22 protein-coding genes and 2 pseudogenes are annotated in these 23408 nt (G+C 60.5%); 17 read left to right on the forward strand and 7 right to left on the reverse strand.

Annotation, left to right across the window (positions count from 1 at the left end):
• Positions 1-177 precede the first annotated feature (177 nt).
• The 16 genes and pseudogenes from urtB to ureG all read left to right on the forward strand — a co-directional run bounded on the left by urtB (position 178) and on the right by ureG (position 13084).
• Positions 178-1797 carry an urea ABC transporter permease subunit UrtB gene (gene urtB, locus ACR9ZQ_RS07255; protein ID WP_481427420.1) on the forward strand — a complete coding sequence of 540 codons (1620 nt, stop codon included), beginning with the start codon at positions 178-180 and terminating at the stop codon, positions 1795-1797.
• A pseudogene (gene urtC / locus ACR9ZQ_RS07260) lies at positions 1794-2885 on the forward strand (urea ABC transporter permease subunit UrtC); the annotation flags it as partial. The gene urtB and the pseudogene urtC, both read left to right, overlap by 4 nt.
• 76 nt (positions 2886-2961) lie before the next feature.
• Positions 2962-3717, forward strand: a complete 756-nt coding sequence (gene urtD, locus ACR9ZQ_RS07265) for an urea ABC transporter ATP-binding protein UrtD (RefSeq protein ID WP_113185400.1) — start codon at positions 2962-2964, stop codon at positions 3715-3717.
• A 1-nt stretch (position 3718) separates the two neighbouring features.
• Positions 3719-4414, forward strand: a complete 696-nt coding sequence (gene urtE, locus ACR9ZQ_RS07270) for an urea ABC transporter ATP-binding subunit UrtE (protein WP_007816041.1) — start codon at positions 3719-3721, stop codon at positions 4412-4414.
• Positions 4415-4590: 176 nt separating this feature from the next.
• Positions 4591-5415: an urease accessory protein UreD gene (locus ACR9ZQ_RS07275; protein WP_481427421.1), complete on the forward strand. Its 825-nt coding sequence runs from the start codon at positions 4591-4593 to the stop codon at positions 5413-5415.
• Between the two features lie 20 nt (positions 5416-5435).
• Positions 5436-5738, forward strand: coding sequence for an urease subunit gamma (locus ACR9ZQ_RS07280; protein ID WP_007816043.1), 303 nt, complete (start codon positions 5436-5438; stop codon positions 5736-5738).
• 10 nt (positions 5739-5748) lie between these two features.
• Positions 5749-6000, forward strand: a complete 252-nt coding sequence (locus tag ACR9ZQ_RS07285) for a DUF1272 domain-containing protein (RefSeq protein ID WP_481427422.1) — start codon at positions 5749-5751, stop codon at positions 5998-6000.
• A 10-nt stretch (positions 6001-6010) separates the two neighbouring features.
• Positions 6011-6316, forward strand: coding sequence for an urease subunit beta (locus tag ACR9ZQ_RS07290; RefSeq protein ID WP_113321646.1), 306 nt, complete (start codon positions 6011-6013; stop codon positions 6314-6316).
• A 27-nt stretch (positions 6317-6343) separates the two neighbouring features.
• Positions 6344-6754 carry a lysozyme inhibitor LprI family protein gene (locus ACR9ZQ_RS07295; protein ID WP_310385651.1) on the forward strand — a complete coding sequence of 137 codons (411 nt, stop codon included), beginning with the start codon at positions 6344-6346 and terminating at the stop codon, positions 6752-6754.
• 16 nt (positions 6755-6770) lie between these two features.
• Positions 6771-7394, forward strand: a complete 624-nt coding sequence (locus ACR9ZQ_RS07300) for a Urease operon accessory protein (RefSeq protein ID WP_442206937.1) — start codon at positions 6771-6773, stop codon at positions 7392-7394.
• Positions 7395-7397: 3 nt separating this feature from the next.
• Entirely contained in the window at positions 7398-9110 is a 1713-nt protein-coding gene (gene ureC, locus ACR9ZQ_RS07305; RefSeq protein WP_481427423.1) for an urease subunit alpha, read from the forward strand.
• A 21-nt stretch (positions 9111-9131) separates the two neighbouring features.
• Positions 9132-9805: pseudogene (locus tag ACR9ZQ_RS07310) on the forward strand (TIGR02117 family protein).
• A gap of 407 nt (positions 9806-10212) precedes the next feature.
• A complete protein-coding gene (locus tag ACR9ZQ_RS07315; protein ID WP_481427424.1) occupies positions 10213-11076 on the forward strand; it encodes a GGDEF domain-containing protein in 864 nt (287 codons plus the stop codon).
• 85 nt (positions 11077-11161) lie between these two features.
• Complete coding sequence (gene ureE / locus ACR9ZQ_RS07320) at positions 11162-11707, forward strand: urease accessory protein UreE (RefSeq protein WP_481427425.1); 546 nt, start codon at positions 11162-11164, stop codon at positions 11705-11707.
• Positions 11708-11713: 6 nt separating this feature from the next.
• A complete protein-coding gene (locus tag ACR9ZQ_RS07325; RefSeq protein WP_310385644.1) occupies positions 11714-12385 on the forward strand; it encodes an urease accessory protein UreF in 672 nt (223 codons plus the stop codon).
• 87 nt (positions 12386-12472) lie between these two features.
• A complete protein-coding gene (gene ureG, locus ACR9ZQ_RS07330) occupies positions 12473-13084 on the forward strand; it encodes an urease accessory protein UreG (protein WP_007816053.1) in 612 nt (203 codons plus the stop codon).
• A gap of 69 nt (positions 13085-13153) precedes the next feature.
• Here ureG and ACR9ZQ_RS07335 read toward each other — a convergent pair whose 3' ends face one another.
• Both ACR9ZQ_RS07335 and ACR9ZQ_RS07340 read right to left on the reverse strand, forming a co-directional pair.
• The gene (locus ACR9ZQ_RS07335; protein WP_481427426.1) at positions 13154-13840 is read right to left on the reverse strand and encodes a Crp/Fnr family transcriptional regulator; all 687 of its coding nucleotides are present in this window, start codon (positions 13838-13840) and stop codon (positions 13154-13156) included.
• A gap of 111 nt (positions 13841-13951) precedes the next feature.
• Positions 13952-14149, reverse strand: coding sequence for a hypothetical protein (locus tag ACR9ZQ_RS07340; RefSeq protein WP_310385636.1), 198 nt, complete (start codon positions 14147-14149; stop codon positions 13952-13954).
• A gap of 156 nt (positions 14150-14305) precedes the next feature.
• Between ACR9ZQ_RS07340 and ACR9ZQ_RS07345 the strand changes: the two genes are divergently transcribed.
• The gene (locus tag ACR9ZQ_RS07345) at positions 14306-15367 is read left to right on the forward strand and encodes a LacI family DNA-binding transcriptional regulator (protein ID WP_481427427.1); all 1062 of its coding nucleotides are present in this window, start codon (positions 14306-14308) and stop codon (positions 15365-15367) included.
• A gap of 58 nt (positions 15368-15425) precedes the next feature.
• Here ACR9ZQ_RS07345 and ACR9ZQ_RS07350 read toward each other — a convergent pair whose 3' ends face one another.
• From ACR9ZQ_RS07350 to ACR9ZQ_RS07370, 5 genes are all read right to left on the reverse strand, one after another.
• Positions 15426-18746 carry an efflux RND transporter permease subunit gene (locus ACR9ZQ_RS07350; protein ID WP_481427428.1) on the reverse strand — a complete coding sequence of 1107 codons (3321 nt, stop codon included), beginning with the start codon at positions 18744-18746 and terminating at the stop codon, positions 15426-15428.
• A gap of 12 nt (positions 18747-18758) precedes the next feature.
• A complete protein-coding gene (locus ACR9ZQ_RS07355; RefSeq protein ID WP_310385630.1) occupies positions 18759-19961 on the reverse strand; it encodes an efflux RND transporter periplasmic adaptor subunit in 1203 nt (400 codons plus the stop codon).
• A 410-nt stretch (positions 19962-20371) separates the two neighbouring features.
• Complete coding sequence (locus tag ACR9ZQ_RS07360; protein WP_113321658.1) at positions 20372-21343, reverse strand: ABC transporter substrate-binding protein; 972 nt, start codon at positions 21341-21343, stop codon at positions 20372-20374.
• A 54-nt stretch (positions 21344-21397) separates the two neighbouring features.
• Positions 21398-22525, reverse strand: a complete 1128-nt coding sequence (locus ACR9ZQ_RS07365) for an ABC transporter permease (protein WP_310385628.1) — start codon at positions 22523-22525, stop codon at positions 21398-21400.
• Positions 22522-23406 carry an ABC transporter permease gene (locus ACR9ZQ_RS07370; protein ID WP_481427429.1) on the reverse strand — a complete coding sequence of 295 codons (885 nt, stop codon included), beginning with the start codon at positions 23404-23406 and terminating at the stop codon, positions 22522-22524. The genes ACR9ZQ_RS07365 and ACR9ZQ_RS07370 overlap by 4 nt, the downstream gene beginning before the upstream one ends.
• Between the last annotated feature and the right edge of the window lie 2 nt (positions 23407-23408).

A 23408-nucleotide genomic window follows, 5' to 3' on the forward strand; every position in this document is an offset into this window, starting at 1 on the left:
GAGCCAGAAGAACTTCCGTCCGGATTTCAAATCCGGGCGGAAGCTCCGTCCCCAGCGGGTTGGCGAACAGGCCGGCGCTGGAGCAATTCCAGAAAGACTGCGCAGCGTTTGCGTCCGGAATTGCGAAAACAGGGGGATAGAGCATTTCGAAATGCTCTAGTTTAGGCGGGAAAGCCGATGTATCGCGCCATCAAGATCTTTCTTTTGACCATTTGCCTGACGCTCACGGGGCTGACGACCGGCCTCAAGGCCCAGGATGATGTCCACGCTCTTGTCGATGCACTTGGCGTCGGCGGCTTTCCGGAGCGTGAAGCGGCCATCAAGGCGCTCGTCGCTTCCAAGGATGCGCATGTCAGCCAGATATTGCAGCAGCTGAGCGACGGCCTGCTTTACGTCAATTCCGACGAGGGTGGTCCCGTGCTCCTGCAGGGCGGCACGGATGACGAGCCGACTTATTCCGATCCGCTCACCGGCGAGGCGGTCGCCGATATCGATCCCGACACGATGTCGAAAGTCAGGGTCAACAATTCGGTGCGCACGCTCATTGCCACGCAGATGAGCCAGCTGACGCTGCTGAGCCCTGATCGCGGCGCTCGCCTTGCGGCTGCCCAAGGGCTTTTGAAGGATGCCGATCCTGCCAATCTCGATCTGCTGAACTCCGCTCTGGCCGATGAAAAAGACGCCGAGATCAAGAGCACCATGGAAGCGGCTCGTGCCGTGATGGTGTTGAAAAGCGATATGAGTGCCGATGAGAAGAGGGAAGCGATCGATACGGTTGCTGCTCGCGGCGGCCGCGATGCGCTGACCATTCTGACCACGGCACTGGCAACCGCACCGGATGATCTCAAACCTGCCATTCAGGCGCATATCAGCACCATCAACCGTAGTCTGGCTCTCTGGAATATCGTTCAGAATGTCTGGTACGGGCTGTCGCTCGGCTCGGTGCTGCTGCTTGCGGCCATCGGCCTTGCCATCACCTTCGGCGTCATGGGCGTCATCAACATGGCGCATGGCGAGATGGTGATGATCGGCGCCTACACCACCTATGTCGTGCAGGAATATATCACCGCGAACTTTCCCGGCATGGCGGATTATTCGCTGGCCTTTGCCGTGCCTGCTGCCTTCGTCTTCACCGGTTTCGTCGGCCTTATCATCGAACGCGTCGTCATCCGCTATCTTTACGGCCGGCCGCTGGAAACGCTGCTGGCTACCTGGGGCGTCTCGCTGATCCTGCAGCAGGCAGTGCGCACTGTCTTCGGCCCGACCAACCGCGAAGTCCGCAACCCGAGCTGGATGTCGGGGGCTTTCGAGTTCGGTGGTCTGTCGATCACCTGGAACCGGCTCTGGATCATCGTCTTCTCGATGGCGGTCTTCGTGGCGCTGCTGATGCTCCTGAAGCGCTCCGTCTTCGGCCTGCAGATGCGCGCCGTCACCCAGAACCGGCGCATGGCCTCGTCAATGGGTATCCGCACCGGCTGGGTCGATGCCTTCACCTTCGCGCTCGGCTCCGGCATTGCCGGCATGGCGGGCGTGGCGCTCTCGCAGATCGATAACGTCTCGCCGAACCTCGGCCAGAGCTACATCATCGACAGTTTCATGGTCGTGGTCTTCGGTGGTGTCGGAAATCTCTGGGGCACGCTGGTCGGCGCATTGTCGCTTGGTGTCGTCAACAAGTTCCTCGAGCCCTTTGCCGGCGCCGTGCTCGGCAAGATCCTGGTGCTCGTCCTCATCATTCTCTTCATCCAGAAGCGTCCACGCGGGCTCTTCGCACTCAAAGGAAGGGCGGTGGAAGCATGATTACGGCCTTCCTTCTCCGGTCTCTCGATCGCCGGATCTCCATTGCCATCGCCATCCTGCTGGTGATCGCGGTTCTGGTGCCGGTGCTCAATCTGGCGACTTCGGCGGACAATCCGCTGCATGTGCCAACGTATATCATGGCGCTGTTCGGCAAATACCTGACCTACGCGCTGCTGGCGCTGGCGCTCGATCTCGTCTGGGGTTTCTGCGGCATCCTTTCGCTCGGCCACGGCGCGTTCTTCGCGCTCGGTGGTTATGCGATGGGTATGTATCTGATGCGCCAGATCGGTTCGCGCGGCGTCTATGGCGACCCTGTTCTGCCCGATTTCATGGTCTTCCTGAACTGGAAGGAACTGCCCTGGTTCTGGTACGGTTTCGATCAGTTCTGGTTTGCCGCGCTGATGGTGGTGCTGGTGCCCGGCCTGCTTGCCTTCGTCTTCGGCTGGTTCGCCTTCCGCTCGCGCGTCAACGGCGTGTACCTGTCGATCATCACCCAGGCCATGACTTATGCGCTGCTGCTCGCCTTCTTCCGCAACGATATGGGCTTCGGCGGCAATAACGGCATGACCGATTTCAAGGATATCCTTGGCTTCAATGTGCAGGCCGATGGTACGCGTGCGACGCTCTTTGCTGCAACCGCGATCTTCCTGGCGCTCTCGCTGATGATTGCCTCGGCGATCGCGCGTTCGAAATTCGGCAAGGTGCTGGTTGGCGTGCGCGATGCGGAAAGTCGCACGCGCTTCCTCGGTTATCGCGTCGAGCATTTCAAGCTCTTCACCTTCGTCGTTTCGGCGATGATGGCGGGTATTGCCGGCGCGCTTTATGTGCCGCAGGTCGGCATCATCAATCCCGGTGAATTCGCACCGGCCAACTCCATCGAAGTCGTCATCTGGACGGCCGTCGGCGGCCGCGCGACGCTGATCGGACCGATCATCGGCGCCATCCTCGTCAATGGCGGCAAGACGATCTTCACCGGCCTCTTTCCCGATTACTGGCTGTTCGCGCTCGGCGGCCTCTTCGTGCTCGTCACGCTGCTGCTGCCCAAGGGCATCGTCGGCACGATCGCCCAGTATCTCGGCAAGCGGAAACCGGTTTCGAATGGCGTGCCGCCGACGGCTGTCGAAGAAGGCGTCGACGCGAAAATCCAGGCTGCGGAGTAGACCCATGATCCCCGACGTCAAACCCAACAGCGTGCTCTATCTCAACGGTGTCTCGGTCTCCTTCGATGGCTTCAAGGCGCTGAATTCGCTCTCCATCGTCATCGAACCCGGTGAACTGAGAGCAATCATCGGCCCTAATGGTGCCGGCAAGACGACGATGATGGATATCATCACCGGCAAGACCCGCCCCGACGAGGGTGAGGTCTTCTTCAACGGCACGATCGATCTCACCAAGAAGGATGAGGCCGATATCGCCCAGCTCGGCATCGGCCGGAAATTTCAGAAGCCCACGGTCTTCGAAAGCCATACGGTCTGGGACAATCTGGAGCTGGCGCTGAACCGCCGGCGCACGGTGTTTTCAACGCTGTTTTATCGCCTCTCCGGTGAGGACAAGGCGCGTATTGAGGAAATCCTGGAAACGGTGCGGCTGACGCATCGCCGCGACGAATTCGCCGCCAATCTCTCGCATGGCCAGAAGCAGTGGCTGGAGATCGGCATGCTGTTGGCGCAGGAGCCGAAACTTTTGCTCGTCGATGAACCGGTGGCGGGCATGACCGATGCCGAAACGGCGGAAACGGCGATCCTGCTCAAGGATATCGCCAAGACACGTTCGGTCGTCGTCGTCGAGCACGACATGGGTTTCATCCGCGATCTTGGTGTCAAGGTAACCTGCCTGGCGGAAGGTTCGGTATTGGCCGAAGGATCCATCGATTTCGTCAGCAACGATCCGAAGGTGATCGAAAACTATCTGGGGCGCTAATATGCTGACCGTTGAAAACGCAAATCTTCACTATGGTGCTGCGCAGGCGCTGCGCGGTATCTCGATCAAGGCCGAGATGGGCAAGATCACCTGCGTGCTCGGACGCAATGGCGTGGGCAAGAGCTCGCTGTTGCGCGCCGTGACCGGCCAGCACCCCATATCGGCGGGAACCATCACCTTCAACGATGCGAAGCTGAACGGCCTGCCGCCTTTTGCCCGCGCCAAGCAGGGCATCGGCTATGTGCCGCAGGGGCGTGAAATCTTCCCGCTCCTGACAGTCAAGGAAAACCTCGAGACCGGCTTTGCTCCGCTTGGCCGCCGCGACCGTAACATCCCAGACGATATCTTCAGTCTCTTCCCTGTGCTGAAATCGATGTTGTCCCGTCGCGGCGGCGATCTCTCGGGCGGGCAGCAACAGCAGCTGGCGATCGGTCGCGCCATGGTCACGCGGCCGAAGATCCTCGTGCTCGACGAGCCGACGGAGGGTATCCAGCCGTCGATCATCAAGGATATCGGCCGGGCAATCCGCTACCTGCGCGATTCCACCGGCATGGCGATCCTGCTCGTCGAGCAATATCTCGATTTTTGCCGCGAGCTTGCCGACTATGTCTACATCATGGATCGCGGCGAGATCGTTCACGAGGGCCTTGCCGAGACGCTGGATACGCCGGAAGCACGTCGCCATCTGACCGTATGACCTCTTTGGCGATCGCGCTGGCAGATGCCGCATTTTGCGGCAAATGCCTTCCGCGTCATCCTTATAGCCCGTGGGGGCACGGGCTTTCGGAAAGCGGCACGGGACTTGCTTTGTTGCAGTCAACAGACACATTCAACGCAAGTTGCCAGACAGGATGGCATCTGCACGGGGGTGGCATGAGAGGCGCGGCGGCGGGCATCACAAGACCGCAGAGAGCGGAAGGACGCGGGCATCTTGCTGCCAAGGTGCAGGATGGGCGTACGCGAATCCGTGAGCTTTATCAGGAAGGTGCAGCGAAGATCCGCCTGCCGGATACGTTCGATGCCTCGATGGAGGCTGTTCTCATCAATACGGCCGGCGGGCTGACCGGCGGCGACCGGATGAACTGGAGCGTCTCGGCTGGGGCAGGGACGCGCATCGATGTGACGACGCAGGCCTGCGAGAAGATCTACAAGGCATCGGCCGGAACGGCAGAGGTGACGACGCAGATCGAGGTTGGGCCGGGCGCCCGCGTCGACTGGCTGCCGCAGGAGACCATTCTTTTCGACCGCGCTTCATTGTTTCGCCGTCTGGATGTTGATCTCGACGACAGCGCGGAGTTCCTGGCCGTCGAGGCTATCCTGCTCGGGCGCAAGGCGATGGGCGAGACGATGGAGACGGGGCTGTTTCGCGATCGCTGGCGTATCCGCCGGTCGGGCCGGCTGATCCATGCCGAGGAGTTGCGCCTTTCCGATGCCGTGGCGCTGCTTGCGGCAGAGCAGGCGGTGCTCGGTGGGCAGGTGGCTTTTGCGACGGTGCTTTATGCCGGACCGATGTCGGAAGCCTATCTCACCAAAGTACGGCCGCTGGTAGACGGGCATATGGGCGGGGCAAGCGCCTGGAGCGATAAGATCGTCGTGCGCCTTGCCGCAGCCGATGGCTTTGCGCTGAGAAAAATCCTCATCCCGGTCATTTCCGCCTTGCGCAATGGAGCGCCTGTGCCGAAAGTCTGGAATCTATGAGTTCAACAAGCGGATAGACGATGAACCTCACCCCGAGAGAAAAAGACAAGCTGTTGATTTCCATGGCCGCCATGGTGGCCCGCCGGCGGCTGGAGCGCGGCGTCAAGCTGAACTATCCGGAAGCTATCGCCCTCATCAGCGATTTTGTCGTCGAGGGCGCGCGTGATGGCCGCCCGGTTGCCGAGTTGATGGAGGCCGGCGCCCATGTGATCAGCCGCGACCAGGTGATGGAAGGCATTGCAGAGATGATCCATGACGTGCAGGTCGAGGCGACATTCCCCGATGGCACGAAGCTGGTGACCGTGCACGAACCGATCCGCTGAGGATTACGCCATGCTGGAGCTTCGACCCAATTGCGAATGCTGCGACAAGGATCTGCCGCCTCATAGCGCGGAAGCGATGATCTGCACATTCGAATGCACGTTCTGTGCGGATTGCGTTGAAAATGTCCTCAAGGGTGAGTGCCCGAATTGCGGCGGCAATCTCGTTATCAGGCCGATCCGGCCTGCGGCAAAACTTGCGAACAATCCGGCCTCCACGAAACGTGTTCTGAAGGCCGAGGGCTGCGCGCCCAAGGCGGCTTAAGGAGAGATAGATGATCCCTGGCGAAATCATTGCTGCGAGCGGCGAGATCGAGCTCAATGCCGGCGCACCGACTGTGATGCTCGAGGTTTCCAATACCGGCGACCGCCCGGTGCAGGTTGGCAGCCATTATCATTTTGCCGAGACCAATGCCGGCCTGTCCTTCGATCGCGACAAGGCCCATGGCATGCGGCTCGATATTCCCGCCGGCACGGCCGTGCGTTTTGAGCCGGGCCAGACCCGCTCGGTGACGCTCATTCCTCTGTCCGGCAAACGTGAAGTCTACGGCTTCCGCCAGCTCGTCATGGGCCGGCTCTAATTAAAAGAAAATGACGGGAGGAAATTCATGCGCTTGAAGATCGGGCTCATCGGTGGAGCGTTTATGCTGCTTGCCGCCGGTGCTGCCCATGCCGAGGACGTGGACTGCGACAATGCGCAGACACAATCCGATATGACGAGCTGCGCGGAGGCGCGCTATGAAGAGGCCGACAAGGCGCTCAATGCCCAGTACAAGCAGACGCGTGCCGCCATGGTGGCGATCGACGGCGATCTCGAGGGTGACATGAAGGGTGCCGAACAGGCGCTTCTCAAGGCACAACGCGCCTGGATCAGTTATCGCGACGCTCAATGTGAGAATTACGGCTTTCAGGCGCGCGGCGGCACGATGGAGCCGATGCTGGTGGCGGGCTGCCTTGCTGACCTGACGGATCTCAGGACCAAGGAGCTCAAAGAACTCGCCAATGGAATGGGCCAGTAAGGTGGGCAGGACGATCATGATCGTGGGCAACGGCGAAGTGGGAGAAGGAGGGGCTGAGATCATCGACGCCGCCGACTTCGTCATCCGCTTCAACGAATGCCGCTCCTATGGTGCTGGCGGCACGCGCACCGATGTGGTTGCTGTGTGCAATACCGGCCGACCCGCCAAGGCCATGCTCGGCTCGGAAAGCTGGCGCATCCATCCCGGTGTTGTCGAAGCCTCGGAAATCTGGAGTGTGCGCAATCCCGAAAAATTCGCGGCGATGCGCGCACCTCTTGCGGCTTCGCATCCGGAGCTCGATGATTTCTGCGACGATTACACCAACCAATTCAGCGCTTTCTGTGCTGAAGCTGGCAAGGTGCATCGGATCGTTGACAAACAGGTTCACGAAGCCGTCGATCAGGCGCTGTCTGCCTTCTCGCCGGCGCCTTACATCGTGCCGAGCAGTGGCATGATCGTCATCGGCGAAGTGCTCGACAGATTTCCCAACGACGAGGTGACGCTCGCAGGCTTCGGCCATGTGGGCTGGGAATGGCATCCCTTCGCCGCCGAGAAGCAGCTCGTCGACTCCCATATTGCGGCCGGCCGTCTCAGACGGCTTGCCGGAAAACCATTCGTCTCTTCCTCCCAAGGAGCCTGATAGATGCCCTACAAGATCTCCCGCAAGGCTTACGCCGGCATGTTCGGTCCGACCACCGGCGACAAGGTCCGCCTTGCCGATACGGAGCTTTTCATCGAGATCGAAAAGGATTTTACCACCTATGGCGAAGAGGTGAAGTTCGGCGGTGGGAAAGTCATCCGTGACGGCATGGGCCAGAGCCAGGTGACGCGGGCAGATGGCGCGGTCGATACCGTCATCACCAATGCCGTCATCATCGACCATGCCGGTATCTACAAGGCCGATATCGGCTTGAAGGACGGTCGTATCGCGGCGATCGGCAAGGCCGGCAATCCGGATATGCAGCCGGGCGTCAATATCATCGTCGGTCCGGGCACGGAAGCGATTGCCGGCGAAGGCAAGATCATCACGGCCGGCGGCATGGACAGCCATATCCATTTCATCGCGCCGCAGCAGATCGAGGAAGCGCTGATGAGCGGCCTGACCTGCATGCTCGGCGGCGGCACGGGGCCGGCGCACGGGACACTTGCGACGACCTGCACGCCTGGCCCTTGGCATATTGCGCGCATGATCGAGGCAGCCGATGCTTTCCCGATGAACCTCGCTTTTGCCGGCAAGGGCAATGCGTCGCTTCCGGGTGCATTGCAGGAAATGCTGCTCGCCGGCGCCACCTCGCTGAAGCTGCACGAGGACTGGGGCACGACGCCCGGCGCCATCGACTGCTGCCTGTCGGTCGCCGACGAATATGACGTACAGGTGATGATCCATACGGATACGCTGAATGAGAGCGGCTTCGTGGAGGACACGATCGGCGCGATCAGGGGCCGTACCATCCATGCCTTCCATACGGAAGGGGCGGGCGGTGGTCATGCACCCGACATCATCAAGATCTGCGGTCAGCCGAACGTCATTCCGTCATCCACCAATCCGACGCGGCCCTATACGGTCAATACTATCGCCGAGCACCTGGACATGCTGATGGTCTGCCATCACCTGTCGTCGTCGATCCCCGAAGATATCGCCTTTGCCGAAAGCCGCATTCGCAAGGAGACGATCGCGGCCGAAGACATCCTGCACGATATTGGCGCCTTCTCGATCATTTCGTCGGACAGTCAGGCCATGGGCCGTGTCGGCGAAGTGCTGATCCGTACCTGGCAGACGGCCGACAAGATGAAGCGCCAGCGCGGCCGCCTGAAAGACGAGAAGGGCGACAACGACAATTTCCGTGTCCGCCGTTACGTCGCCAAATACACGATCAATCCGGCGATCGCCCATGGCCTGTCCCATGAGATCGGCTCCATCGAAGTCGGCAAACGCGCCGACCTCGTTCTATGGAACCCGGCCTTCTTCGGCGTGAAGCCGGACATGGTGTTGCTCGGTGGCTCGATTGCCGCTGCACCGATGGGTGATCCGAATGCCTCGATCCCGACGCCGCAGCCGGTGCATTACCGTCCGATGTTTGCCTCCTTCGGCAAGAGCCTGACGAACTCATCGGTCACCTTCGTTTCTCAGGCTTCGCTCGACGCCGGTCTCAAGGGCCGCCTCGGCGTCGCCAAGAATCTCGTTGCAGTGAAGAACACCCGTGGCGGCATCTCCAAGGCGTCGATGATCCACAACGACCTGACACCTGAGATCGAGGTCGATCCGGAGACCTATGAGGTGCGAGCGAATGGCGAATTGCTGACCTGCGAGCCGGCAACGGTGCTGCCGATGGCGCAGCGTTATTTCCTGTTTTGAGACCGTTCGTCCATGGGCGGTTTGAAACTGACAGCGCGATGGCTGATACGGGCAATCGCGCTGCTTTTATTATTGGCGGCTGTAGGGACGTTCATTCCAAGGCCTATGCTTGGGGCAGCCGAGGCTTCTCCCGATACAACGTCCTCGCAACGCATTCTGTTGCTTTCCGGCCCGATCCACACGGATATTGCGATCCCGCTCGACGATCGGCTTCGGGCTTCGTTTTCATTCCTTGAGGATGCGGGTGTTCCGGTGAGCGATCCTGCCGCACAATGGCTGATCTTCGGATGGGCGGTCGCTCATTCTATCTGGAGACACCGACCTGGGCCGATCTGAAGCCGATGCCGGTATTTCGGGCGCTGACGATCGACGGATCGGTGATGCATGTGGATGTTGCCGGAGGCATCTCCGAAACCCATCCGGCCGTGACGGTTCTCAATGTCGATGGTGGGCGCTTCGAGCAATTGCTCGGCTTCATCAATGACAGTTTCATCCGGGAAAATGGAGCGGTCGTGCCGGTCGGCGACAGGGGATATGGCGACTACGACAGGTTCTTCGAGGCGAGGGGGTATTTCAATGCGCTGGTTGGTTGCAATACATGGACTGCCGCTGCGCTACGGACAGGCGGCTTGCGAACGGGTTTCTGGAACCCGTTGCCGCAGACGCTGGTGCTTTCGCTTAGTCTCTATAATTGAAGTATAGAGGATCTTCTGCAGCTTGGCGCTGCTGACGGCGCGGCGTTATTTTCCGTTTTAACCCTTGTGTTTTAGAGACACTATTCCCCATTGTTGCCCTTAAAGTGAAATCTGAGCATCATTCCCCGACTGGTTGTGAAAATCGGTGGATAGACTGTGATTTTTAATCCATAGTTCATTCTGGAACAGGCGCCGATTGTCCCCTGTAAAATCCGTTTGAAATCAAGTTTTTAGATGTGTTTCCCATAGTGGACATGCCTGTCCCGAAAAGTTGCACTCCCTGCTAGAAAAAACAGAACGGCTGAATCCCCTGAAATCACTCGAATTTTAGCGATTGGATTAAGACCCCCGCAGCAATTGCAACCCTATCAATGGCCTGAAGACGCTAGGCAGGAAGGCCGATTCTCATGGAAAACTGGATATCGCTTCAGGCTGAGCTAGGCAGTTTCGAGCATCGCAAGACCGTTTATACTTTTGCGCTGAAGATGAGTTTTCTGGCGGTTATTCTGTCCGGCTTCATCATCGTGATCACGCTGCCTCCGCTCAACTTCATGGGGGTGCTGCCGATTACCCTCGGGCATGCCATGATCTTTGCCATCATCCTCTCCTGGTTGATCGGCGGAATGGTGTCCGGCGTGTTGTCGCTGGTGGCGGGTTTCGCCATTCATGACCTGACCGTCTCCCGTGCCAAATTCGAAAAGCTCAGCCGGACCGACACGCTGTCGGGGCTTCTGAACCGGCGTGCTTTCACCGATGCCCTGGCGAGGGTAGAGGGGGATGCCTGTCTCGCCATTTTCGACGTCGACCGTTTCAAGGCGATCAACGACCGTTTCGGCCATGGCTGTGGTGATGCCGTCATTACTGCCGTCTCAGCCATGCTTTCTGCGGCTTTCGATGGCGCGTCGGTCGTGGCGCGGCTCGGCGGCGAGGAGTTCGGTGTTGTCGTTCAAGGCGGGACGCGGGAGGAGCGGGTGGCGCGCATTGAAGGGGTGAGGGCACAGATTGCCGCGCGGCCAATTCCGGCGGATGGGCATGACGTCACCATCACGATATCAGGCGGTATTGCCGATCTCCACGAGGGACGCGACAAGGAGGCGGTCTATGCCTCCGCCGACAAGGCGCTCTATCTCGCCAAGGCGCTCGGCCGTAATCGTGTCGTCCATGAGCGGGAAGGGCTGAACCACGCCTGGCATGGCCTCGTCGAAAACGGCCTTGGCGTGCAGGGTGTCGGACCTGACGAGGGGAGCCTGCTGCAGGCATATGGAATCTAGGCTAGCGCGTTACGAAACGTGCATTGGTGCTTGCATCGCGAAGGGCTATTTTGCATGGTCTAGGTCCCAGTTTAATGGATATGTCATGCAGCGCGTCACATCTTACCTTCCCGCCGGCACCCCTTCCTTCCATCCGACCGCACAGGTCAAGCTGCCGCACGATCTGCGGCACCTGCGCCGCAAGCTCCTGCATCTGGAGAACGGCGAGATGGTGATGCTCGATCTCAAGGATCCGGTGCTTTTCGCCAATGGTGACATGCTGGTGCGCGAGGATGGCGAGCTGATCGAAATCCTTGCCGCCGACGAGAAACTGTTTGAAGTGCGCGGCCGTGACCGCGCGCATCTGATCGAACTTGCCTGGCATCTCGGCAACCGTCATCTCTCGGCGCAGATCGAGGAAGATCGCATCGTGATCCTGCGCGATCACGTCATCCGCACGATGTTGCAGGGGCTGGGCGCGATGGTGCTCGATATTAACGAGCCCTTCCAGCCTGCCCGTGGCGCCTATCATTCTCACGGCGGACATTCGCACGGGCATGACCATGATCATGAGCATCACGACCACGATCATCATGACCATGATCACGAGCATGGTGATAACCACGGCCACCACCATCACAAGCACGATTGACGCCTGATGGCTGAGGATCGCGAGCTGCAGGCTTTGCTGCGCCTGACGGCATGGCTTTCGCCGGCTTTTCCCATCGGTTCCTTCGCCTATTCCGGCGGGCTGGAGCGGGCGGTGGCGGATGGACTCGTCGGCGATGCGGATATGCTGCGGCGCTGGCTTCAGACGCTGATCGGCAACGGTTCAGTCTGGAACGATGCTGTGCTCTTTGCCGAAAGCCATCGTGGTCATGACAAAGGCGATCGCCTTGCCGAGCTGGCCGAACTGGCGGCGGCGCTTGCCGGCTCGCGCGAGCGGCATCAGGAGACGATGCTGCTTGGCGAAGCCTTCCTGATGGCTGCGCAGGCCTGGCCCGATGACGTGTTCAGCCGATTGCCGAAGAAGACGGCCTATCCGGTGGCCGTCGGTGCGGTGACGGGCGCGCACGGGATAGCAATCGAGAAAGCGCTGGCTGCCTTCCTGCATGCCTATCTCTCCCAGGCGGTCTCCTCCGGTATCCGGCTCGGTGTCACGGGACAGAAGGACGGCGTTGCCGTTCTCGCCGGGCTGGAGGAGCATGTGATGGATATTGCCGCGCGTGCTGCCTGCTCCACTCTCGAGGATCTCGGTTCCGCGACGGTTCAGGCCGACATTGCCGCGCTTCGCCACGAGACGCAGCAGACGCGGCTGTTCCGCTCCTGAGCAGGACTTATGCTGATATCTGCGTCATTTGACGGTGGCGGGAAAGCAGCGCTTCGCTATCATCTGACTTCGATAGGAGTAAGACACATGAAATCAAGAAATGGACCTCTGCGCGTCGGTATCGGCGGGCCGGTCGGCTCGGGCAAGACGGCGCTGACCGAAAAGCTCTGCAAGGCGATGCGCGACGACTATTCCGTCGCCGTCGTGACCAACGACATCTATACGACCGAGGATGCCGAGGCGCTGGTGCGCATGCAGGCGCTCCCGTCCGAGCGGATCGTTGGTGTGGAGACTGGTGGCTGCCCGCATACGGCCATCCGCGAGGATGCGACGATCAATCTGCAGGCGATTGCAGGTCTCAATGAGCGCATCCCCGATCTCGATGTTGTTTTCATCGAATCCGGTGGTGACAATCTGGCGGCGACGTTCTCGCCTGATCTCGCCGACATCACCATCTATGTGATCTCCGTCTGCCAGGGTGAGGAAATCCCGCGAAAGGGCGGGCCGGGTATCACAAGGTCCGATCTGCTTGTCATCAACAAGAAGGATCTGGCGCCTTATGTCGGGGCTGACCTCGATGTGATGGACCGGGATGCGACGCGCATGCGCGCAACGCGTCCCTTCGTCTTCTCCGACATGAAGCGCGGCGACGGCATCGGTTCGATCGTCGACTTCCTACGGGTGCAGGGCGGTCTGTAGAGCATCTCCGGTTTTCGAAGCAATTCCTGACGCAAAACCGCTGCACACTTTTGCTGGAATTGCTGAGACCTAGATACGCCTGAGCGTGTTGATGTCGCTGATGGCGATGAAACGGCCGCGCACGGTCACGCCTGCGGATTTGAGCGTCGAGAAAGCGCGGGACAGCGCCTCCGGTGCCAGACCCAGCTTGCGGGCGAGCAAATTCTTCGGGAAGGGTAGCCGCAGCGACGCCATGGCCGGTCCTTCCTCCACGCAATGCGAAAGAAGGTAGTGTGCCACGCGCTGCGGCGCCGTCTGCATCCGGTCGTTGGCGAGGCATTCCATCGTCGACAGCAGATGCAGCGACAGGCTGCGCATGATCGCAGTGCCGATCTGCGGGTGTTCAGCCAAGAGGGCGCGTACCTTGCCGATGTGGAAGCGGGCAAGCATCGTGTTGTCCATCGACTGGGCGCCGTAGCGATAGATGCCGCCTGCCTGGATCAGACACTCGGCGAAGCTGTCGCCGGGCTCGCAGATGCGGATGTCTGCCTCACGCCCTTCTCCGTTCAGGCGAAAGAGCCGGACGTAGCCCTCCAGCACGCTGTAGAAATAAACGCCTGGCTCGCCTTCCTGAAAGAGAATGTCGTGCGAAGCGGACGTGATTACGGTGGAGCAGGCGCGCAGCGCCTCGGCTTCCACGCTGTCCAGCTCTGCAAATATTCCGGCTCTGGAAAGCAGCACCCGCTCGCGGCTGCTCGGCATCAGCATCCTGTTCATGTTCCGGCCTCCGGCAGCGGCCAATGCCGCCAATATCCCCTTGATGATGCCAGAATAGGGGAAGCGAAGCGCGCGGGAATTGATTTTGGTCAAACGCCTCAGGAGAGCCTCTTATCGAAGCCGGCGATCGATCGGGATGGTGAAAGACCAGGCGCCCGGGCCTTTGCGATTGCTGATGAACCGACGCATGAACGGCATGAGGACAAACAGGCGCGTGCCGCGTTCGACCTCCTCGGCAGGTTGGTTGTTACGCGGGTTTCCCCAGCGGTCTTCATAGATATCCTTGAATAGCGAACTGATCGGGATCATCGCTCTATTCTCCGCCAGATTGAATCGATTCAAAATCCTAATGGATTTATTGAACCGATTCAATCTTCTTCCTCATCCGTAACGCTGTCAAGTTTATTTTGAACCGATACAATCTTTTGCTAGACTGAGCCGAATTCGCACCTGCAAGGAGTAGCTTTGGGCAAAGGGCATGTGAGACTGGCTGATGTCGCCAAGGCGGCAGGCGTATCGCAGGGCACGGCATCGAACGTATTCAGCCGTCCAGACGTGGTTCGGGAGGAGGTTCGAGAGCGGGTGCTCAATGTCGCACGCGAGCTCGGTTATGGTGGGCCTGATGTCAAGGGCAGGCTGCTCAGGGCAGGGCGGGTGAACGCGATCGGCGTCGCCGCCGTCGAACCGCTCACCTATTTCTTCGACGATCCCTGGGCGCGTTCGCTGATGACAGCGATCGGTGAAGTTTGCGATGCCAGCGGCACAGGCATTGCCGTCGTATCGGCGATGAACGAGGAGCGGCTTGCCTGGAACATCAACAGCGCGCTCGTCGACGGCTTCATTCTGCTTTGCGTGGAAGGCGGAGAGAGGCTGGTGGAACTCACCCGTCAGCGCCAGCTGCCGTTCATCGCGCTGGCGCTCGGTATCGAGGATGAGACGATCCCGGCGATCGGCATCGACAATGTCGCGGGCGGAGCTGCGGCTGCGCGGCATCTGCTGGAGCTCGGGCACCGGAATATCGCGATCCTATCGATCGGCGATGTCGATGGCCTTGTCGGGCTGGTGGCGCCCGCGCGTGTCGATCCTGAAATGGAAGCGACGCCGCGTGACCGCATGCATGGCTACTGGCAGGCGTTAGCGGAATACGGTATTCCTCGCGAAGCCGTTCCGATCCAGGGAACGCTGCATGACAGGCCGAGCACCATCACGGCTATGGAAGCCCTGTTCTCCTCTGCCAATCCACCGACGGCCATTCTGGCGATGTCGGACAAGGTTGCACTGTTTGCCATGCAGTGGCTCGCCGCGCGCGGGCTAAAAGTGCCGGAGGACGTATCCATTATCGGTTTCGACGGTGTGCCGGAAGCCGCAACCTCGCTGCCGCGCCTGACCACTGTCGCCCAGCCCTTTGCCGAAATCGCACGGCGCTCGGTGACGGCGATCCTCGAGAACGCGCTGCCGGAAGATCATGAGGCGCTCGATCTCGAACTTGTCGTGAGAGACAGCACGGCGCCGCCGCGTCCACGCTAAGGCTTAGAAAATAAAAAGGCCGGGTCGATGGCCGGCCTTTTCCTTCATGGCGTCAGGCTTATTCGGCCGCGAAGGGCGGCAGGCGCAGCACGTTGGTGTCGTTGCCAACCTTGCGCTTGCTTTCCGGTCTTTCGATCGCGGTCAGGCGTTCCTCCAGCGAGTCGATGTCGCTGCGGTTCTCGCGGGTGACGCGGGTGAGATCTTCGCTCGACATCGGCAGATCCTCCTTGTCCTTCTTGCCGACCAAGCGGCCGAAGATCCAGCCGAGCAGGCGGGAAAGATCGTCCATGATCAGGAAGAAGGAGGGCACGACGACGAGCGAGAGCACCGTCGAGACGATAATGCCGCCGATCACCGCGATCGCCATCGGCGCGCGGAATGAACCGCCTTCGCCGACGCCGAGCGCGGAAGGCAGCATGCCGGCCGACATGGCGATCGAGGTCATGATGATCGGCCGTGCGCGCTTGCGGCCGGCTTCAACCATGGCCTCGACACGAGCCATGCCCTGGTGGCGCATCTCGATCGCGAAATCGACGAGCAGGATGGCGTTCTTGGTGACGATACCCATCAGCATCAGAATGCCGATCATGACCGGCATCGACAGCGGATTGCTGGTGACGATCAGGCCCGCCGCCACGCCGCCGATGGCGAGCGGCAGGGAGAACAGGATGGTGAAGGGCTGGATTACGTCCTTGAAGAGCAGGATCAGCACCGTCAGCACCAGCAGGAGGCCCATCAGCATGGCGTTGACGAAGCTCTGCTGCATCTCCGTCTGCACCTTGGTATCGCCGCTTTCGGCAAGGTGCACGGTGGCCGGGATCTTTGCGTCGTTGACGATCTGGCGGAAGCGGGCCGAAGCCGTGTCGAGCGCCACGCCCTGTGGCAGGTCGGAGCCGATCGAGACGACGCGGTAGCGGTTGTTGCGCTTGATCGAGCTTACGCCTTCCGAATAATCGATATTGGCGACGCTTGCGAGCGGAACGGTACCGCCGCTGGCGGTCTGGATCTTCAATGCCCGGATGGCCGCGAGATCACGGCGCATGTCGAGTGCTGCCTGAACCCGGATCGGGATCTGGCGATCGTCGAGCGAGATCTTGGCAAGGGCTGCGTCCACATCGCCGATGGTGGCGACACGGATCGTCTCGGAGATCTGCTGCGGCGTGATGCCGAGGCGGGCGGCTTCGTCCTTGCGCGGGTAGACCTGCAATTCCGGACGGGGCAGGGCGCCGTCGGCGCTGACATTCGCCAGCAGCGGATCGGCACGCAGCTTGGATTCCAGAATGCCGACCGCATCATTCAGGTCCTTCTCGTTCTTGGAGAGGAAGTTGAAGGACAGGTCGCGTTCGCCGCGGTCGTTGAGCTTGAGGATGTGGACGTCGGGAATGTCGCGCAGCTTGGCGAAGACTTCCTTTTCGATATCCCATTGCGGACGTTCGCGGCCGTGGACTTCCACCTTCGGCAGCATCGGGCCGATGACGGGAATATGGCCGAGCACATCATTGACCACCTTCTTGACCAGCGACTGGTCGAGCTTGTGGAGCGCAAGCGTGATCGTCGCACGGCGCAGTTCGAGATCGCCCTTCGGCGATGCGCCGCCGAGAACGAAGACGCTTTCGACGCCGTTGATGTCCTTGACCCTGTCATAGATCGCATCGGTCGTCTTCTCGGTGTCGTCGAGCCGGGCATTGGGCGGCAGTTCGACGGAGAGAACGATGCGCGAGGCGTCTTCCGGCGGCAGGAAGCTGCCGGGAACCTGCATCAGCAGGAAGACAGAACCGATCAGGAAACCGATCGCCGCAAGCAGCGTCGCGTAACGCGTGTACCAGTGCCCGGTCGTGCCCCGCACCAGGCGCGTATAGCCCTTCATCAGCAGGCCGTCATTGTCGTGATGGTCTTCCATGCCGTCTTCGGCACGCATCAAATAGGCGGCCATCATCGGGGTGATGAGGCGCGCCACCATCAGCGAGAAGAAGACGGAGAAGGCGACGGTCAGGCCGAACTGGATGAAGTACTGGCCCGGAATCCCCGGCATGAAGGAAACCGGCACGAAGACCGCGATGATGGTGAAGGTGGTGGCGATGACGGCAAGGCCGATTTCATCAGCCGCCTCGATCGCCGCCCGATAGGGTGTCTTGCCCATCTTGATATGGCGGGCGATGTTTTCGATTTCGACGATCGCATCGTCAACGAGAATACCGGTCGCAAGCGTCAAAGCGAGGAAGCTGACAAGGTTCAGCGAGAAGCCCATCATGTCCATGACCCAGAAGGTCGGGATGGCGGAGAGCGGTAGCGCGATTGCCGAGATCAGGGTCGCACGCCAGTTCCTGAGAAACAGAAGGACGACGATGATGGCGAGGAGAGCACCTTCGAGCAGCGTATGGATGGCGGCTTCGTAGTTGCCGTAGGTGAAATAGACCGAATCGTCGATCAGCTCGATCTTTACGTTCGGGTTTTCGCCCCGCACCTTCTCGAGGCTCTGCGCCACGGTTTCGGCGACGCTGACTTCGCTGGCGCCCTTCGAGCGGAAGACGCCGAAGGTAACGACAGGCGTATCATTGAAGCGCGAGAAGGATTTCGGCTCCTCGTAGGTGTCCTTGATGACACCGAGATCGGACAGCTTGACGAAGCGACCGTTCGGCAGAGCAATCGTCGTGTCGGCAAGCTCGGCGACGTTGCGGGCATCGCCGAGAACGCGGATCGCCTGCTCGCTGCCGGCCACCTGGCCGCGGCCGGAGCCGAGATCGACATTGGTGCCGCGCAGCTGCTGATTCACGCTCGCCGCAGTGATGCCATATGCATCGAGCTTGCCGGGGGTGAGTTCGATGCGCACTTCGCGCTCTGCGCCACCGTAGCGGTCGACGCGGCCGATGCCGGACTGGCCCTGCAGTGAACGCTTGATCGTGTCGTCAACGAACCAGGAGAGTTCCTCCAGCGACAGGTCTGGCGAGGATACGGCGAAAGTCTGGATCGCCTGGCCTTCAACATCGACCTTGGAGACAATCGGTTCTTCGATGTTTGCCGGCAGATCGCTGCGGATACGGTCGATCGCGTCCTTGGTGTCCTGCACGGCCTGTTCGGTCGGCACTTCCATACGGAACATGACGTTGGTCTGCGAGCTGCCGTCGGTCACCGTCGACTGGATCTCGTCGATGCCGGTGATGGAGGCGACCGCATCTTCGATCTCCTTCGTCACCTGCATTTCGAGTTCGGCCGGCGAGGCGCCGCTCTGTGTCACGCTGATCGAAACGAGCGGCACGTCGATGTTTGGAAAGCGCGTGATCGGCAGCGAATTGAAGGACTGCATGCCGATGAACACCAGCAGGCAGAAGGCCAGGAGCGGCGCGATGGGATTTCGAATGGACCAGGCTGAAAAATTCATCGGATGGTCTCTTTAGTTGGAAGCCGGAGGCTGTTCACGCACCGGAGTGATATGGTCACCGTCGCGGACATAAGCGCCCGCCTTGGCCACGACCTCGTCGCCGGTCTTCAATCCATTGACGATCTCGACATAGGCACCGTCCTGGATGCCGGTCTCGACCTTGGCGTATTTCACCACGCCATCCTCGACCCTGCGGGCGGAGGAGCCTTCGTTGCTGGTGAGCACTGCCGTCAGGGGAAGCGATACGCCCTCCGTCTCGCGAACGATGATCTCGGCGCTGCCATACATGCCGGAACGCGCCTTGCTGTCATCGTCGATAGAGATATGGACGAGGCCGAGGCGGGTGACCGGATCGACGGTCGGCGACACCAGGCGCACGGCGCCGGAAAGCTTCTCGCGGCTGCCGGAAAGCGAAATCGTCGCCTTCTGGCCGGCCATGATCCTGACGATGTCGCTTTCGGCGACTTCGGCGACAAGTTCGACGTCGCCGTCGCGGATGACGGTGAATAGCGGATCGCCGTTGCCGGCGGCAATAGCGCCGACCTTGGCGTTCTTGGCCGAAATGATGCCCGCGACCGGTGTCTTCACATCGGTGCGCGCCAGTTTCAGGTCCGCGTCGGCGATCTGGCTGTCGAAGACCTTGAGATCGGCTTCGGCGACCTCGATCGCCTGCTCGGCGGAGGAGACGCGGGCATTGGCGGCGGCGGCAGTTGCATCGGCCTGCTCGACCTGGGCGGTCGAAACCGTACCCTTCTTGACCATTTCCTGGGCGCGGACCTGCTGCTGCCTTGCCTGCTCGGCATTGGCCTGAGCCTCGACGAGCTGGGCGCGTAGCTGGGCAAGGCTTGCCTCGCCCTTGGCTTTCGTCGCCATCATCTGGCTCTTCGTCAAGACCAGAGCGTCATCGTTCAGCGTCGCCAGCGTGCTTTCCGCCTGAACCTTGTCGCCGACATCGGCCTTCAGGGTGCGGATGGAGAGGCCTTCGACCTGCGGCTGGATATAGACTTCCTCGACGGGCTTGACCGTTCCCGTGCCGATGACACGGTCGACGAGGGTGCGGTTTACGGCCTTGGTGACAACGATTGCCGGCAGGTTCTGCAGAGCTTGGGCCTGCGGCTGGGTGGCCTTGGGTTCCTGCGCAAATACAGCCGAGGCCGCAAATGCAGCAACAAGAAAAGTGGAGGCGCGTAGTAATGCGTGCGGCTTGCGTGCCATGCGTCTTCGTCCAATCTTTTGACAGGATCAGCCGGACTCGCGCGTCGTCATGCAACTCGCGAACCGGGCAAATGCCGTCTTCCAAATCTCAGAGGTATTTACCCGCATCTCATCTGCCGGAACGCGTCATCCCTCTCCGGCAAATCCAGCTAGAACGTGGTATCGATTTGCTCCACGTGCAAGCCTGGCAGAAAATAATTCCCCATGAGATAATATTAATTACCATTGCGGGGCTCATCAATCACCTCAGGGTTATGTGAACATGACGATGATTGATCGGCTCTCATATGCTTGACGTTTGACGCCTGATAAATGCGACAGTTGCAAGGCGATTTTTTTCATTGAGTGCAAAAAATAGAAACGCGCGGGAGATTCTCCCGCGCGCGTTGCATTTTGGTATCGCTATGCCGTTACTTGGCGGCAGCGTCAGTGATGTCGTGGGTCCAGGCGCCCGATGGCTCCTTGTTGATGATCTTCTGGTCGAGCAGGGCCTTCGCCGTACGATCATAGAGCGTGGTGTCGAGTTTGCCGGTGCCGTCACCGATCAGCTTGGCGACTTCGCCCATCATGCGCTTCTGGTGGTTTTCGTCCTGGCCGCCGGCGTCGACGACAATCCCGGCTGCTTCATCCGGGTTCTCCATGGCGTATTTCCAGCCCTTCATGGAGGCGCGGACGAACTTGACCATCTTTTCCTTGAAGGCCGGATCCTTCAGCTTTTCTTCCGAAGCATAGAGGCCGTCTTCCAAGAGGTCGTTGCCCATGGCGGTGTAGTTGAAGACGGTGAGATCTTCCGGCTTCAGGCCGGCATCGATCGCCTGCCAGTATTCGTTATAGGTCATGACGGAGATGCAATCGGCCTGCTTCTGCAACAGCGGCTGAACGTCGAAGCTCTGCTTGAGTACCGTCACACCATCAGGGCCGCCGTCGGTCTTGAGGCCGAGCTTGCTCATCCAGGCGAAGAAGGGATATTCGTTGCCGAAGAACCAGACGCCAAGTGTGTGGCCCTTGAAATCGGCTTCGGTCTTGACCGGGCCGTCCTTGCGGCAGATCATTTCCATGCCCGACTTTTGATAGGGCTGGGCGATGTTGACCAGCGGAACGCCCTTTTCGCGAGCAACCAGCGCACCACCCATCCAGTCGACGATCACATCGGCGCCGCCGCCGGCGATCACCTGCTCGGGAGCGATATCGGGGCCGCCTGGCTTGATATCGACGTCGAGGCCTTCTTCTTCATAGTAGCCCTTGTCCTTGGCGACGTAGTAGCCGGCGAATTGCGACTGGGTGACCCACTTCAACTGGAGCGCCACCTTGTCGGCCGCCATCGCGTGGGCGGCGGCAAGCGACATAGCGCTCGCCATCATTGCAACCATTAATTTTTTCATTTTCTTGTTCCCTCTGAAGTTATGCCCAGGCCCTAGTGCGGGGCCGGGGCACGTCTAACCACCACGGATAGACGGATGCCAGAACGTCACCGCCCTCTCGGCAAGGGCGACGACACCATAGAAGATCGAGCCTGCAAGCGCCGCGACGGCGATCTCGGCCCAGACCATGTCGACATTCATGCGGCCGATCTCCGTGGAGATGCGGAAGCCCATGCCGACGATCGGCGTTCCGAAGAATTCCGCAACGATGGCACCAATCAGAGCCAGCGTCGAGTTGATCTTCAGTGCATTGAAAATGAAGGGCATTGCGGCGGGAAGCCTGAGCTTGACCAGCGTCTGCCAGTAGTTCGATGCATAGGTGCGCATCAGGTCGCGCTCCATGTTGCCGGAGGCGGCAAGCCCCGCAACGGTGTTCACCAGCATCGGGAAGAAGGTCATGATGATGACGACGGCAGCCTTCGACGGCCAGTCGAAGCCGAACCACATGACCATGATTGGTGCCACGCCGATCATCGGCAGGGCCGAAACTAAATTGCCGATCGGCAGCAGGCCGCGGCGCAGAAAGGCGAAACGGTCGGCGAGGATGGCGACGACGAAGCCGCTGACGCAGCCGATGGCGTAACCGATCAGAACGGCCTTGAAGATCGTCTGCCTGATATCTTCGCCGAGAATCGGCAGGGAGCCTATGATGCGTGCGCCGATCGCGGACGGCGGCGGCAGCAGCACGAAAGGGACACCGGCGCCGCGCGTGATCGTTTCCCAGATGATGAGGATCCAGGCGCCGAAGATTGCCGGGATTAGCAGCCTTAGCAGCCACTGGCCGGACGGTGTTGTCGGCTTGAGTTCCGAAAGCTCGGTGACGCAGCGCCAGGCAAGCAGCCAGCAGGCGGCCAGCAGCAGGAAGAAGGAGGTGCCGGCGAAGCCTTCATTGCCCGAAAGCGTACCGAGCAGCAGCCATGCCGCCCCGTGAGCGCCCACGAAGAGGGCGGTTGCGACAAGCGATGTGGATAGGGGTGTGAAGGAGATCAGTGCCGCGACGATCGCAAGCAGAGCGATCAGGATGACAGTTCCTGCGGATGGAGGCTGTGTGGCACCGGCCCCAAAGACAGGCAACATGACCATTGCGCCTGCCACGCAGAGGAGGGCGATCAGGCCCTGCCAGGAAAGCACGACTTGCTTCATGCCGGCCTCCCGCCCATGGCGCGGTCAACGATCTTCGCGACGAGGCCAACGATCGCGACAAGGATTGCGGCAAGGACCGAGCCGGCGACCAGCGCTGCCCAGATATCGATCGTCTGGCTGTAATAGGAGCCGGCAAGCAGCTTGGAGCCGATACCGGCGACGGCGCCGGTCGGCAGCTCGCCGACGATAGCGCCGACGAGGCTTGCGGCGATCGCCACCTTCATCGAGGTGAAGAGGAAGGGGATGGAGGCGGGCACGCGCAGCTTCCAAAAGGTTTGTGCGGCCGTGGCATTATAGGTGCGCATCAGATCGAGATGCATGACCTCGGGCGAGCGCAGCCCCTTCACCATGCCGACCGTGACCGGGAAGAAGGAGAGGTAGGTGGAGATCAGCGCCTTCGGGATGAGGCCGGTAATATTGATCGAGCCGAGCACGACGATGACCATCGGTGCGATTGCCAGGATCGGCACGGTTTGGGATGCGATGATCCACGGCATCAGGCTGCGATCGAGCGCCTTGATATGGATGATGCCGACGGCGATCACGATACCGAGCAGTGTACCGAGCGCAAAGCCGAGCGCGGTGGAAGAGAGGGTGACGCCTGCGTGGTAGACGAGGCTGCGATTGCTGGAGAGCTTTCGCAGGAAGGTGTTTTCGAAGACGTTCTGCGCCACCTGATGCGGCGCCGGCAGGATGGGCTTAGGCTGGGAGAGTGTCCTGCCGATGAATTCCGTCGTCGTTGAGGTGACGTTATTGCGCGTGTCCATATCGCGCTGGAACGGCGCGTTGAGGAAGACCGCGGCGACATACCAGACGGCGATCAGCACCAGCAGGATCGTGAGGACGGGGATGATCTTGTCCTTGAGGGTGTCGGGTTTCATGC

It is taken from the genome of Rhizobium sp. KNZ14-9A, from assembly GCF_056755015.1.

Coding starts and splice junctions, on each gene's coding strand:
- ACR9ZQ_RS07350 (WP_481427428.1), bottom strand. CDS start 18,746: ATGAATTTTTCAGCCTGGTCCATTCGAAATCCCATCGCGCCGCTCCTG.
- ACR9ZQ_RS07360 (WP_113321658.1), bottom strand. CDS start 21,343: ATGAAAAAATTAATGGTTGCAATGATGGCGAGCGCTATGTCGCTTGCC.
- ACR9ZQ_RS07365 (WP_310385628.1), bottom strand. CDS start 22,525: ATGAAGCAAGTCGTGCTTTCCTGGCAGGGCCTGATCGCCCTCCTCTGC.
- ACR9ZQ_RS07295 (WP_310385651.1), top strand. CDS start 6,344: ATGCGCTTGAAGATCGGGCTCATCGGTGGAGCGTTTATGCTGCTTGCC.
- ureC (WP_481427423.1), top strand. CDS start 7,398: ATGCCCTACAAGATCTCCCGCAAGGCTTACGCCGGCATGTTCGGTCCG.
- ureG (WP_007816053.1), top strand. CDS start 12,473: ATGAAATCAAGAAATGGACCTCTGCGCGTCGGTATCGGCGGGCCGGTC.
- ACR9ZQ_RS07325 (WP_310385644.1), top strand. CDS start 11,714: ATGGCTGAGGATCGCGAGCTGCAGGCTTTGCTGCGCCTGACGGCATGG.
- ureE (WP_481427425.1), top strand. CDS start 11,162: ATGCAGCGCGTCACATCTTACCTTCCCGCCGGCACCCCTTCCTTCCAT.
- ACR9ZQ_RS07315 (WP_481427424.1), top strand. CDS start 10,213: ATGGAAAACTGGATATCGCTTCAGGCTGAGCTAGGCAGTTTCGAGCAT.
- urtE (WP_007816041.1), top strand. CDS start 3,719: ATGCTGACCGTTGAAAACGCAAATCTTCACTATGGTGCTGCGCAGGCG.
- urtB (WP_481427420.1), top strand. CDS start 178: ATGTATCGCGCCATCAAGATCTTTCTTTTGACCATTTGCCTGACGCTC.
- ACR9ZQ_RS07285 (WP_481427422.1), top strand. CDS start 5,749: ATGCTGGAGCTTCGACCCAATTGCGAATGCTGCGACAAGGATCTGCCG.
- ACR9ZQ_RS07280 (WP_007816043.1), top strand. CDS start 5,436: ATGAACCTCACCCCGAGAGAAAAAGACAAGCTGTTGATTTCCATGGCC.
- ACR9ZQ_RS07290 (WP_113321646.1), top strand. CDS start 6,011: ATGATCCCTGGCGAAATCATTGCTGCGAGCGGCGAGATCGAGCTCAAT.
- ACR9ZQ_RS07355 (WP_310385630.1), bottom strand. CDS start 19,961: ATGGCACGCAAGCCGCACGCATTACTACGCGCCTCCACTTTTCTTGTT.
- ACR9ZQ_RS07370 (WP_481427429.1), bottom strand. CDS start 23,406: ATGAAACCCGACACCCTCAAGGACAAGATCATCCCCGTCCTCACGATC.
- ACR9ZQ_RS07275 (WP_481427421.1), top strand. CDS start 4,591: ATGAGAGGCGCGGCGGCGGGCATCACAAGACCGCAGAGAGCGGAAGGA.
- urtD (WP_113185400.1), top strand. CDS start 2,962: ATGATCCCCGACGTCAAACCCAACAGCGTGCTCTATCTCAACGGTGTC.
- ACR9ZQ_RS07300 (WP_442206937.1), top strand. CDS start 6,771: ATGATCGTGGGCAACGGCGAAGTGGGAGAAGGAGGGGCTGAGATCATC.
- ACR9ZQ_RS07335 (WP_481427426.1), bottom strand. CDS start 13,840: ATGAACAGGATGCTGATGCCGAGCAGCCGCGAGCGGGTGCTGCTTTCC.
- ACR9ZQ_RS07340 (WP_310385636.1), bottom strand. CDS start 14,149: ATGATCCCGATCAGTTCGCTATTCAAGGATATCTATGAAGACCGCTGG.